This window comes from Bradyrhizobium sp. USDA 376 (assembly GCF_054063675.1).
Genome location: NZ_JBSSGN010000001.1, coordinates 3,087,654 through 3,100,386 on the forward strand (window position 1 = coordinate 3,087,654; position 12,733 = coordinate 3,100,386).

The 12,733-nt window shown below is 64.6% G+C and carries 11 protein-coding genes; 8 read left to right on the forward strand and 3 right to left on the reverse strand.

Translation table 11 applies throughout. The features are described 5' to 3' along the window. Nucleotides 1–176 precede the first annotated feature (176 nt). Entirely contained in the window at nt 177–602 is a 426-nt protein-coding gene (locus tag ACVJ19_RS14515) for a DUF1330 domain-containing protein (RefSeq protein ID WP_453948550.1), read from the forward strand. Between the two features lie 236 nt (nt 603–838). Here ACVJ19_RS14515 and ACVJ19_RS14520 read toward each other — a convergent pair whose 3' ends face one another. Next, a complete protein-coding gene (locus tag ACVJ19_RS14520; RefSeq protein ID WP_453948549.1) occupies nt 839–2,065 on the reverse strand; it encodes an ABC transporter substrate-binding protein in 1,227 nt (408 codons plus the stop codon). Nucleotides 2,066–2,198: 133 nt separating this feature from the next. Next, complete coding sequence (locus tag ACVJ19_RS14525; RefSeq protein WP_453948548.1) at nt 2,199–2,606, reverse strand: DUF1304 domain-containing protein; 408 nt, start codon at nt 2,604–2,606, stop codon at nt 2,199–2,201. A gap of 49 nt (nt 2,607–2,655) precedes the next feature. Here ACVJ19_RS14525 and ACVJ19_RS14530 point away from each other — a divergent pair, with 49 nt between their 5' ends. Then, complete coding sequence (locus ACVJ19_RS14530) at nt 2,656–3,186, forward strand: methylated-DNA--[protein]-cysteine S-methyltransferase (RefSeq protein WP_453948547.1); 531 nt, start codon at nt 2,656–2,658, stop codon at nt 3,184–3,186. Nucleotides 3,187–3,320: 134 nt separating this feature from the next. On the opposite strand, the gene ACVJ19_RS14535 is transcribed toward ACVJ19_RS14530, so the two are convergent. Continuing rightward, a complete protein-coding gene (locus ACVJ19_RS14535) occupies nt 3,321–6,110 on the reverse strand; it encodes a [protein-PII] uridylyltransferase (RefSeq protein ID WP_456739389.1) in 2,790 nt (929 codons plus the stop codon). Between the two features lie 188 nt (nt 6,111–6,298). Between ACVJ19_RS14535 and ACVJ19_RS14540 the strand changes: the two genes are divergently transcribed. From ACVJ19_RS14540 to ACVJ19_RS14565, 6 genes are all read left to right on the forward strand, one after another. Next, a complete protein-coding gene (locus tag ACVJ19_RS14540; protein ID WP_453948546.1) occupies nt 6,299–7,270 on the forward strand; it encodes an aliphatic sulfonate ABC transporter substrate-binding protein in 972 nt (323 codons plus the stop codon). A gap of 142 nt (nt 7,271–7,412) precedes the next feature. After that, nucleotides 7,413–8,258, forward strand: a complete 846-nt coding sequence (locus ACVJ19_RS14545) for an ABC transporter permease (RefSeq protein ID WP_453955090.1) — start codon at nt 7,413–7,415, stop codon at nt 8,256–8,258. A 4-nt stretch (nt 8,259–8,262) separates the two neighbouring features. Next, the gene (locus tag ACVJ19_RS14550) at nt 8,263–9,048 is read left to right on the forward strand and encodes an ABC transporter ATP-binding protein (RefSeq protein WP_453948545.1); all 786 of its coding nucleotides are present in this window, start codon (nt 8,263–8,265) and stop codon (nt 9,046–9,048) included. Between the two features lie 52 nt (nt 9,049–9,100). Beyond that, entirely contained in the window at nt 9,101–9,610 is a 510-nt protein-coding gene (locus ACVJ19_RS14555; RefSeq protein ID WP_025033277.1) for an OsmC family protein, read from the forward strand. Nucleotides 9,611–9,764: 154 nt separating this feature from the next. Continuing rightward, on the forward strand, nt 9,765–10,574 hold the full coding sequence (locus ACVJ19_RS14560) for a hypothetical protein (protein ID WP_453948544.1): 810 nt from the start codon (nt 9,765–9,767) through the stop codon (nt 10,572–10,574). Nucleotides 10,575–10,971: 397 nt separating this feature from the next. After that, nucleotides 10,972–12,648, forward strand: a complete 1,677-nt coding sequence (locus ACVJ19_RS14565; protein WP_453948543.1) for a methyl-accepting chemotaxis protein — start codon at nt 10,972–10,974, stop codon at nt 12,646–12,648. Nucleotides 12,649–12,733 lie beyond the last annotated feature (85 nt).

Genomic DNA, 12,733 nt, shown 5'->3' on the forward strand with positions numbered 1-12,733 from the left:
AATACGCCCGGTCAGCCCGCCCCGCCGCACGCTAGCGGTCGCTGTTTAAGGCCGGGTTACCCCGGCGTTAACGCGCGATTAGGAGGTGCGGCATTCGTCCGCCGCAGTTCCGCTCGTTTGGCGGCGGAGCTAGGATCGCCGGCACAAAAGAAGAGGGAACACACGAGGGAGTACCCATGGGCCATATCGATCCGACCAAGGAGATCTTCGCGCAATTCCGGGACAACGACCGTCCCGGCCCGATCCACATGCTCAACCTGGTGCGCTTGCGGAAAGAAGCGGCCTATCCAGACGGCCGCAAGGCCAGCGGCGCGGAGGCCTATGCGGCCTATGGGCGCGAGAGCGGCCCGGTGTTCGAGCGCCTCGGCGGCCGCATCGTCTGGCAGGGCAGGTTCGAGCTGATGCTGATCGGCCCGCAGGACGAACGCTGGGACCACTGCTTCATCGCCGAATATCCGAGCGTTGGAGCCTTCGTCGAGATGATCTGCGACCCCGTTTATCGCGAGGCGGTCAAGCATCGCCAGGCCGCGGTGGAGGATTCACGACTGATCCGGCACGCGGTGCTGCCGGTGGGCAAGAATTTCGGGGAGATACCGGAGTAGGCGCCCCCTCTATCCGTCATCCTGAGGCGCGAGCTCTTGCGAGCCTCGAAGGATGAACGGGCCCAATGCCTCTACGCGGCCAACAGCAGGGCCGTCGCCCTTCGAGGGCCGCTGAAGAAGCGGCCACCTCAGGGTGACGGCGATGGACTGAGCCAAGTCTGGTGTGATCGCGGAGAAGATGGTGGGCACGACGCTTGCGCGTCTTTGCCCACCCTACGAAGAGTTCTTCTTTTCGCCTAACCCGACGGGCCAGTGTCCTCGATGATCGGTCCGAACAGCTCCCAGCGTTCGCCATTGAACCTCATCATCTGCATCTGCTTGTTGACGCGGAAGTCGTTCGGCCCGGTGTTGATCTTGATGCCGGGCAGGGCGAAGCTCGGGGTGAAGTCCTTGATGTTGGCGACCTGCCTCATGATGTTCTCACGCGTCAGATCGTCGCCGCATTGCTTCAGGACCTGCACCAGCAGCTCCGCAACCGAGTAGGCATAGGTGTTGACGGTGTTGAGCTTGTCGCCTTCCGGGAAATACTTGTCCATGAAGGCGAAGAAGGCCTTCACGCCGGGATCGTCCTTCCACTGCGGATCGCTGGGCTCCTTGCCGTATTGGGTCGAGATGATGCCCTTGGAGATGTCGAGGCCGGCCGGCTTCAGCGTCGCCGAGATCGGGCTCGCATTGATGTCGAGGATGTGCACCGGCGTCCAGCCGAGGTCGGCGAGCTTCTTGATCGCCTGCGCCGCGAATTTCGGCGTCGAGGCATCGAAGAACACGTCGACGCCCATCGACTTCAGCTTGACGACCTGCGAATCCACCGTCGGGTCGGTGACCTCGTAGGACACTTCGCCGACGATCATGCTGGCGGCCTTGGCGCCGAGGCCGCTCTTGAGGCCCGCGAGATAGTCGCGTCCCATGTCGTCGTTCTGGTAGAGCACGCCGATCTTGGCGTTCGGATGCTCCTTGAGAATGTACTTTGCGTAGATGCGTCCCTCGGACACGTAGTTGGGATTATAGGCGATGGTCCAGGGATAGTTCTGCGGATCGTTGAAGCGCGCCGCACCTGTGGACGCCAGCAGCTGCGGCACCTTCTTGCCGTTGAGATATTTCTGCACGGCGGCGTTGGCCGCGGTGCCGATCAGCTGGAACGTGAACAGCACCTCGTCGCCTTCGACCAGCTTGCGCACCTGCTCCACCGTCTTCGGCGGCGAATAGGCGTCGTCATACTGGATCAAATTGATCTTGCGGCCGTTGATGCCGCCCTGGTCGTTGATCATCTTGAAATAGGCGGCCTGGGTCTTGCCGATATTGGCATAGACCGAGTAGGCGCCGGAGAACGGCACGGTCTGGCCGATCTTGATCTCGGTGTCGCTCGCTCCGGTGTCGTATTTCTTCTGGGCGAGGGCTTGGCTCGCGGAGAACGTAAAGGCCAGCGCTGCCGTGGCAGCTAGGAAGGCTCTGCGATTGCTCATGTTGGGTTGTTCCTCCTGACGGAATTTTCGACCGATGGTCCTTTTCCGTTATTGCAACGGTCGCCATCGCTGCCTGAGATTGTGGAGGAAGGGCAGCCGCCGCGCAAGGATCGCGGCGCTGCGCCGAAGCGTCTCAGGCCAGAAACAATGCAATTAGCGCGATCGCCGCCGGCAACGCCTGCACGATCAGGATCCGCGTGCTGACGGTCGCCGCGCCATAGGCGCCGGCCACGATCACGCAGAGCAGGAAGAACACCTTGATCTGGAACGCGAAGGCCGGATTGCCGTGGACGAGACCCCAGATCAGGCCGGCGACCAGGAAGCCGTTATAGAGCCCCTGGTTGGCGGCCAGCACCTTCGTGATCGCGGCCTTCTCCGGCGTATTGCGAAACACCTTCAAGCCGGTCGGCTTGTCCCAGAGGAACATTTCCAGGATCAGGAAATAGGCGTGCAGTGCGGCGACCAGCGCCACCAGGACATTGGCGATCAGGATCAAGTTGAGCTCCCCCAAAAGCGTCAGCTTTCGGGTGGACGTTAGCATGGCCGCCATGGCAAGTGCGATGGCTGTGTTTCGATTGCCTGGTGCCGCAATGCCCGCTCGATCAACCAAGACGCCTGAACGCTTCGGCCTCGATCGCATGGCGACGCCGATCGGGATCGCGCTGCTGGTCACCGATGCCGAGGGCAATCTGCGGGCGCTCGACTGGGAAGACTACGAGCACCGCATGCGCGAGCTGTTGCGCCTGCACTATGGCGCAGTTGAATTGACCGATCAGCCAGCGCCCGCGGAGATGCGGACTGCGCTGTCGGGCTATTTCGAAGGTGATCTCAGCCAACTCGCGGGCGTCGCATGGCGCATTGCCGGCACGCCGTTCCAGCAAAAGGTCTGGACCGCGCTTGCGCAAATCCCTGCCGGCACCACGCTGAGCTACGGCGCGCTGGCCGCAAGGATCGATAGGCCAAAAGCCATTCGCGCCGTCGGCCATGCCAACGGCTCCAACCCGATCAGCGTGGTGCTGCCCTGCCACCGCCTGATCGGCGCCGACGGCTCGCTGGTGAAATATGGCGGCGGTCTGGAGCGGAAGAGGTGGCTGCTGCGGCACGAGGGGGTGGAGGTTTGAGGGTTTGGCGCGCGAACCTCACCACCGGTCATTCCGGGGCGCCCGAAGGGCGAACCCGGAATCTCGAGATTCTCAGGTGCGCAATTGCGCACCTTAGTTCGATGCTGCGCATCGCCCCGGAATGACGGCGAGAATCACGCCGCCGGCTGCACCGCCTTGTCGCCGGCCATCACATGGGTCAGCGCGCTCTTGATCGCGGACTGCCGCGTCGGCGCGTTGATCTGTGCGCCCAGGAGGTCGGTGACGTAGAACACGTCGCGGGCACGCTCGCCGAAGGTCGCGACATGGGCTGAGGCAATGTTGAGATTGAGCTTCGAGATCGCGGTGGTCAGCTCGTAGAGCAGGCCGGGGCGGTCGAGGCCGGAGACCTCGATCACGGTGTAGCGGTCGGACCATTGGTTGTTGATGGTCACTTCCGGCTCGATCACGAAGGGCTTTGCCTTGCTGCGCACGGTGCGCCGGGCCACCACTTCGGGCAGGCGCAGCTTGCCTTCGAGCACGTCCTCGATCATCTCGCCGATGCGCGTGGCGCGCCGCCCCTCGTCCTCGTCGCGGTCGTACTCGCGCGAGATCGAGATGGTGTCGAGCGCGCGGCCATCGGTCGTGGTGTAGATCTGGGCGTCGACGATGTTGGCGCCGGCCGAGGCGCAGGCACCGGCGATGATCGACAGCAGCCAGGGATGGTCGGCGGCGAAGATCGTGAGCTCGGTGACGCCGCGCACCTCGTCGAAGCCGACATTGATCGCGAGCTTGTGGCCGGCCTGCTCGCTGGAGCGTACGAAGCGGGCGTGGCGGATTTTTCGCGGCAGCTCGACCTTGAGCCAATAGGCCGGATAATGCCGGCCGATATAGGCATCGAGCTCGTCCTTCGGCCATTCGGCGAAGGCCATGCGGAATTCGGCATGCGCGGCCGCGAGGCGCTTGCCGCGGTCGACTTCCGAGAAGCCGCCGGTGAGCACCGGCTCGGTCTCGTAGTACAGCGAGCGCAGCAGCTGCGCCTTCCAGCCGTTCCACACGCCGGGACCGACGCCGCGGATGTCGGCGGTGGTGAGGATCGTCAGCAGCTTCATCTGCTCGACCGACTGCACCACGGCGGCAAAATTCTCGATGGTCTTGCGGTCCGACAGGTCGCGCGACTGCGCGACGGTGGACATCGTCAGATGCTCCTCGATCAGCCAGGCTACGAGCTCGGTGTCGGCCGGGCTGAAGCCGAGCCGCGGGCAGAGTCGCCGCGCCACCTTGGCGCCGGCGATGGAGTGATCCTCGGGCCGGCCCTTGGCGACGTCGTGCAGCAGCGTTGCGATGTAGATCACCGCGCGGTGCTCGGGCCGGCTCTTGCGCATCAGGTCGCTGGCGAGCGCGAACTCCTCGATGCCGCCGCGCTCGATGTCCTGGAGGAAGCCGATGCAGCGGATCAGATGCTCGTCGACGGTATAGTGATGATACATGTTGAACTGCATCATCGAGACGATCTTGCCGAAGGCGCGGATGAAGTGACCGAGCACGCCGGTCTCGTTCATCCGCCGCAGCACGGTCTCGGCGTCGTTGGAGGTCAGGATCTCCATGAACAGCCGGTTGGCTTCGGGGTTCTCGCGCAGCTGGGCGTTGATCAGGCCGAGCGAGCGCGTCACGTCGCGCATCGCATCCGGATGGAAGGCGAGGTTGTTCTTCTGCGCCAGGCGGAAGATGCGGATCAGATTGACCGGATCGTGCTTGAACACGTCGGGCGCGGCGACGTTGATGCGGTTGTTGTCGACGATGAAGTCGTCGCTGTCGGGCACGCGCCGTTTCACCGCCGTCGGGCGCAGGCGCGCCATCATCCGGCTCAGCACCGGCGCGGGCTTGGCCTGCTGGTCCTCGAGCTTGGCGCAGAGAATGGCGGTGAGGTTGCCGACCTCTTTGGCGACCAGGAAGTAGTGCTTCATGAAGCGCTCGACGTCCTGCATGCCGGGATGCGAGGTGTAGCCGAGCCGGATCGCGATCTCGCGCTGGAGGTCGAAGGACAGGCGCTCCTCGGCGCGGTTGCAGTAGAAGTGCAGGTTGCAGCGCACCGACCAGAGGAAGTCGGCGCAGCGTCGGAACGTGCGGTATTCCTGCGCGTCGAACACGCCGCGCTCGACCAGCTCGTCGGTGTCGCGCACGCGGTAGACGTATTTGGCGATCCAGAACAGCGTGTGCAGGTCGCGCAGCGCCCCCTTGCCGTCCTTGACGTTGGGCTCGACCAGATAGCGCGACTGGCCGCCGCGGCGGTGCCGCTCCTCGCGCTCGGCGAGCTTTGCCGTGACGAATTCGGACGCGGTGCCCTGTACCACTTCCTTGTCGAAGCGCTCGACCAGCTCGTCATAGAGCGGCTGGTCGCCGGTGAGGAAGCGTGTCTCCAGGATCGCGGTGCGGATGGTCATGTCGCCGCGCGCCTGCCGGATCGATTCATCGACCGAGCGCGTGGCGTGACCGACCTTCAGCCCCATGTCCCAGAGGCAATAGAGGATGGCTTCGGCGACCTGCTCGCCCCAGGCGGTCTGCTTGTAGGGCAGGATGAAGAGCAGATCGATGTCCGACTCGGGCGCCATCAGGCCGCGGCCGTAGCCGCCGGTCGCCACCACCGCCATCCGCTCGGCGCCGCTGGGAATCGGCGAGCGGTAGAGATGACGCGTCGCCGCCGAATAGAGGATGCGGATGATCTCGTCCTGCACGTGGCAGAGCCGCTCGGCGCAGCGGCGGCCGTGACGGTCCTTCAAGAGGATCTTCTGCGCCGCCGCGCGTGCCGCGATCAGCTCGGCCTTGAGCAGCTGCGCGACCGCAGTGCGGAACGCGTCCTCGCGGCCCTCATGCTTTTCGGCAAGCGCATCGACCGCGGCGGTGATCCGCGCGGTGTCGAAGCGATCGTCCACCTCAGGCTTCTGCTCAGTTGCGACGCTGTCCATGTCTCACCGGATATAAGAGGTGACAGGCGCTGTCACCCGTCATTCGCTGGCAATAGTCGTTCCGTGCTGGAAAGGGCCGGCTTCGGGCAAATCTGTTCTCGGCCGGCGCCCTTTCAAGGGTCGGATTTTCTCGTTGACCTCTAGATATAACTCATTGAAAAACAATGAAGTTTTGGAGGAGGCAGGGCATGACCAGGATTACACGACGCATTCTGTTGGCGGGCGCAATGGCGCTCGCTTTGATCCCCGCGGCGCAGGCCGCCGATCCGCTCAAGGAAATCCGCATCGACTGGGCGACCTACAATCCGGTGTCGATGGTGCTGAAGCAGAAGGGGCTGCTGGAGAAGGAGTTCGCCAAGGACGGCATCACCATCACCTGGGTGCAGTCGGCCGGCTCGAACAAGGCGCTCGAATTCCTCAATGCCGGCTCGATCGATTTCGGCTCGACCGCGGGCTCGGCGGCGCTGGTGGCGAAGATCAACGGCAACCCGATCAAGTCGATCTACGTCTATTCGCGCCCCGAATGGACCGCGCTGGTGACGGGCAAGGACTCCAAGATCGCGAGCGTGACTGATCTGAAGGGCAAGCGCGTCGCGGTGACCCGCGGCACCGATCCGCACATCTTCCTGGTACGCGCGCTGCTGGGTGCCGGCCTGACCGAGAAGGACATCACGCCGGTGCTGCTCCAGCACGCCGATGGCAAGACCGCGCTGATCCGCGGCGATGTCGACGCCTGGGCCGGTCTCGATCCCATGATGGCGCAGGCCGAGGTCGAGGAAGGCGCAAAACTGTTCTATCGCAAGGCCGATGCGAACACCTGGGGCATCCTCAATGTGCGCGAGCAGTTTCTGAAGGATTATCCGGACGCTGCCCGCCGCGTGCTCGTGGTGTACGAGGAGGCGCGCAAATATTCGCTGGCCAATTACGACGAGCTGAAGAAGACTTTCATCGCCGTGACGAAGCTGCCTGAAGCCGTCGTCGACAAGCAGCTCAAGGAGCGCACCGAACTTACCCACAGCCGCATCGGCGCGCCGCAGCGCGAGTCGATCCTCGCCGCTGGCCTCGCCCTGCAACAGGCCGGCGTCGTCGATGCCAAGGTCGACGTGAAGGCGACGTTGGACGCGCTGATCGACGACCAGGTCCCGCTGCCGACGAATTAGTCGGCAGGGAAGAGGCAAGCGCGCGCAGCACACTCCGCCGTCGTCCCGGATCGGCGCGCGCTGGAGGCGCGCTTGTCCGGGACGGCGGCTGAGATTGCCGCGCGCCCTTGCATTCCCTCACCAGACGCGCTTCCTACCGGCCATGATCTCCGACGCGCCAGTCCTGCAACAATCTTCGGAACCAGCCGAAAGCGCGGCCGCGCCTTCGCGGCTGTCGCGCTATGCGCGGCCGGTGCTGGGGCTGCTGCTGCCGGTGACGCTCGCGCTTGGCTGGGAGCTCGTGGTCTGGTCCGGCTGGTCCAACGGCCGGCTGGTGCCGCCGCCCTCGCGCATCTTCACCACCATCACCGAGCTCGCCCGTTCCGGCGAGCTGGTTCGCCATATCACTGCGACGCTGTGGCGTGTCGGTCTCGGCTTTGCCTTCGGCGTGGTCGCCGGCACGTTGCTGGGCGCGATTTCCGGATATTGGTCGCTGGCGCGGCGGCTGCTCGATCCGACCGTGCAGGCGCTGCGCGCGATTCCCTCGCTCGCCTGGGTGCCGCTGTTCATCCTGTGGCTCGGCATTTTCGAGACATCGAAGATCGCGCTGATCGCCGTCGGTGTGTTCTTCCCGGTCTATCTGGGCGTGATGGGCGCGATCCTCTCGGTCGACCGCAAGATCGTCGAGGTCGGCCGGACCTTCCGCCTCTCCGGCCCGGCGATGATCCGCCGCATCCTGCTGCCCGCGGTGCTGCCGGCTTACGTGGTTTCCTTGCGCGTCGGTCTTGGCCTCGGCTGGATGTTCGTGGTCGCGGCCGAGCTGATCGGCGCCTCCGAAGGCCTCGGCTATCTCCTGCTCGACGGCCAGCAGCTCGGCAAGCCCGCGCAGATCCTCGCCGCCATCGTGATCTTCGCCATCCTCGGCAAGCTCACCGACTGGCTGATCGAGATTGCCTCCGCGCCATTCCTGCGCTGGCAGGACGCCTTCGGCCGGGCGAAGGGAGCGTAACGCGATGCTGGCGCTCGACCGGGTCAGCAAGACCTATCCCAATGGCGTCGAGGCGCTGGCGCGCTTTTCCGCCGAGATCAGGCAGGGCGAGATCATCGCCATCATCGGCGGCTCCGGCTGCGGCAAGTCCACGTTGCTGCGCGCCATCGCCGGGCTCGATCGCGCCAGCTCCGGCACGGTGACGCTCGACAGCGAGGCGATCAGTTCGCCGCACGCCAAGATCGGCATCATCTTCCAGGAGCCGCGGCTTTTGCCGTGGCTCAGCGTCGCCGACAATATTGGCTTCGGCCTCGCCGATCTGCCCGCGGCCGAACGCCGTGAGAAAGTCGCGCGTGCGCTCGAGCGCGTCGGGCTCGCCGACAAGGCACAGGCCTGGCCGCGTGAGCTCTCGGGCGGGCAGGCGCAGCGCGTCGCGATCGCCCGCGCGCTGGTGCCGCAGCCCGAGGTGCTGCTGCTCGACGAGCCGTTCTCCGCGCTCGATGCCTTCACCCGCAGGGATCTGCAGGATCATCTGCTCGACCTCTGGGCCGACACGCGGCCGACCTTGATCCTCGTCACACACGACGTCGACGAGGCCGTGGTGCTGGCCGATCGCGTGCTGGTGATGCGGCCGCGGCCGGGGCGGCTGTTCGACCAGATCGAGATCAATCTCGGCCGGCCGCGCGACCGCAATTCGCCGCTGTTCGAGACCTTCAAGCGAAGTGTGCTGACGTCACTCGACCGTTCGCTCGACCGCAACGTGCCCGACCGGGACGCAACCCAGGGTCCCGGTCAGGCCATGTGGTGGTGACAACGTCTCTCTGAGCCGGTACATCGAGGAACGATTTTTCCGGGAGAGAACAATGGACGCTGCCGAACTGCGCCAGATGCAGGCCCCGATCAAGGAGCGCTACAAGACCGATCCCAAGGCCGCGCTGATCACGCTGAAGGCCAAGGGTTCCACCGACAGCGAAGGCATCGCGTGCAAGGTCGAGACCGGCCGCGCGATCGCGATGGCGGGCCTGCATCCCGCCACCGGCGGCTCCGGCCTCGAGCTCTGCTCCGGCGACATGCTGCTGGAAGCGCTGGTCGCCTGCGCCGGCGTCACGCTGAAATCGGTCGCAACCGCGATCGAGGTGCCGCTCAAGACCGGTAACGTCTACGCCGAGGGCGATCTCGATTTCCGCGGCACGCTCGGCGTCGACAAGGAGACGCCGGTCGGCTTCGCCGAGATCCGTCTCCGCTTCGAGGTCGATACACCGGCGCCGCAGGACAAGCTCGATCTCCTGCTCAAGCTCACCGAGCGCTATTGCGTGGTCTACCAGACCATCAAGAACGGCCCGAAGGTCTCGGTGTCGATGCAAAGGATGTAGCTCAGATAGCGGTGTCGTCCCGGCGAAAGCCGGGACCCATAACCACCGCAGCCTCTGGTTTGCGACATTGGTAACTACGACCGTCTAACACAGCGAAGCCTGTGGTTATGGGTCCCGGATCTGCGCTTCGCTTGTCCGGGACGACAAACAAGAAATGTCCCCCGACCTCCACTTCCTTCTCTTCCTCCTCCTGCGCATGGCGATCGCGGCGGCGTTCGTGGTGACGGCCTCGATCATCACCGAACGCTCGGGACCGGTGATCGGCGCGCTGATCGCGACCCTGCCGGTGTCGGCCGGGCCGTCCTACGTCTTTCTTGCGATCGACCATGACGCCGTCTTCATTGCGCAGGGCGCGCTGGCGAGCCTGCCGGTCAATGCGGCGACGATCTTCATGTGCCTCACCTATGTGGTGCTGTCGCAGCGGCACGGCATCCTCGTGAGTTGCGGAAGTGCCGTTGGGGTGTGGATCGCGCTTGCCTCGATCATCCGCCAGTTCGAGTGGTCGCTCACTGCCGGTCTTGCCGCCAATCTGATCGCATTCGGCATCTGCATTCCGCTGCTCGCAGGCTATCGCCATGCGAAGATGCCGCTGGTGACGCGCCGCTGGTATGACGTCCCCATGCGGGCTGCGCTGGTCGCGACCCTCGTCGCCATCGTGGTCTCGACCTCGGGCTGGGTCGGCCCCCGCATCAGCGGCATCATCGCGCTCTATCCCGTGGTGTTCTCCAGCATCATGATGATTCTGCATCCGCGCATCGGCGGTCCGCCGACGGCCGCCGTGCTCGCCAACTCCGCGTGGGGCCTGCTCGGATTCGGTGTGGCAGTCGCCGTCATGCACGTCGCGGTGGTGCAGTTCGGCTCGGCCGTTGGTTTGACTCTCGCACTCGGCACCTGCGTCACCTGGAATCTGACGCTGTGGGGGATCGGCCGGCGTGCGATGCGCAAGACGCGACACGAGCCGTGAGACTACGGACAAACACGACATCGCGTCGTGCGAATACGTTATGCCAAGCTCAATTCATGTCGGTGGGATGACGCGGCATCTCAAGTGAATGGGAAACATCATTTCAAGTTCTGCCGTTTTTTCCCGGCTTGAACGCCGCTATTCATCGCGCGGACAGGCTGATTCATCGGCCGCCGAATTCCGACATTTCTATTAGAACTTTGTTCGAGCTTTTCCCGTACGAATCGGATCGCATACCCGATTCCGATCCCGTCCGCGCAAATTGGCGCGGCTCTCTTTTTCAAGCGAACGGCCTGCGGGAGCCGCAGACCGAGACACGGCGACGCTGCCGCGCGGTCACATCCTGGTTCCGACGGGCGCGTCCCCATCGGTGGTATTTCGAGACGGAGATTCTTTGATGTTTGGTCGCAAGTCCCGCAGTGATTCGGAGGCACAACTCGCCGCCATCGGCCGCTCGCAGGCCGTGATCGAGTTCGCGATGGATGGTACGATCCTCAACGCCAACCAGAACTTCCTGAAGGTGCTCGGCTATTCCCTCGACGAGATCAAGGGGAAGAAGCACGCCATGTTCGTCCCGGCCGAGCAGCGTGACGGCGCCGAATACAGGGCGTTCTGGGCGCAGCTGGGCCGCGGCGAACCGCAGGCCGACGAATTCAAGCGAATTGCCAAGGGCGGCCGCGAGGTCTGGATCGAGGCGTCCTACAATCCGGTGCTCGATGATGCCGGCAAGCCCGTCAAGGTCGTGAAGATCGCAACCGACATCACCGCGAAGAAGATTCGGAGCATGACGGAGGCCTCGAAGGTATCCGCCATCAGCCGCGCCCAGGCGGTCATCGAGTTCAAGCTCGACGGCACCGTCGTGACCGCCAACGAGAATTTCTGCAAGGCGCTCGGCTATTCGCTGGCCGAGATCGCGGGCAAGCATCACAGCATGTTCGTCGCGGCCGCCGAGCGTGACGGCGCGTCCTATCGCGAGTTCTGGGCCAAGCTGAACCGCGGCGAATATCAGGCCGGCGAGTTCAAGCGCATCGGCAAGGGTGGCCGCGAGGTCTGGATCCTCGCCTCCTATAATCCCCTGCTCGACGAGAAGGGCAAGCCGTTCGGCGTCGTCAAGTTCGCAACCGACATCACCGCGGAGAAGCTGAAGAACGCCGATCTCGCCGGTCAGATCGCGGCGATCGACAAGGCCCAGGCCGTGATCGAGTTCAACATGGACGGCACGATCATCACCGCGAACGCGAACTTCCTCGCCACGCTCGGCTATTCGCTGGCCGAGATCAAGGGCAGGCATCACAGCATGTTCGTCGAGGCCGCCGAGCGCGACGGCGCCGCCTATCGCGAGTTCTGGGCCGCGCTCAACCGCGGCCAGTACCAGGCGGCCGAGTACAAGCGCATCGGCAAGGGCGACAAGGAGGTCTACATCCAGGCCTCCTATAATCCGATCCTCGATCTCAACGGCAAGCCGTTCAAGGTCGTGAAATATGCCACCGACACCACGCGGCAGGTGCTGGTCCGCATGGGCAACGAACGCGTCCGCGGCATGATGGAGTCGGTCGCCGCCGGCTCCGAGGAGCTGAACGCCTCGGTGCGGGAAATTTCCGAGGCGATGACCAAATCGCGCGAGACCGCGATGAGCGCGGTCGATCAGGTCGCCGCCGCCGATGCCCAGGCGCAGCGCCTCACCGAGGCCGCGCAGGCGATGAGCGGCATCGTCGAGATGATCAACAGCATCACCGGTCAGATCAACCTGCTGGCGCTCAACGCCACGATCGAATCCGCCCGCGCCGGCGAGGCCGGCCGCGGCTTCGCGGTGGTCGCCTCCGAAGTGAAGAGCCTCGCAAACCAGGCCAAGCAGGCGACCGACAAGATCGGCCAGGAGATCGGCAGCCTCAACGGCATCTCCGGCGACGTCGTCAGCGCGCTCGGCTCGATCAAGCAGGCGATCAACAATGTCAGCGAATACGTGACCTCGACCGCCGCCGCCGTCGAGGAGCAGAGCACGGTCACGAACGAGATGTCGACCAGCATGCAGCGCGCGGCCGCGGAGGCAGCGGCGATCGCGGCGCGGGCGTAGGCCAGAACTGTAGGGTGGGTTAGCACGCGGCTGCGCGAAGCGCAGTCCGCTGGCGTAACCCACCTCTTTGATTTCCGCGGAGACA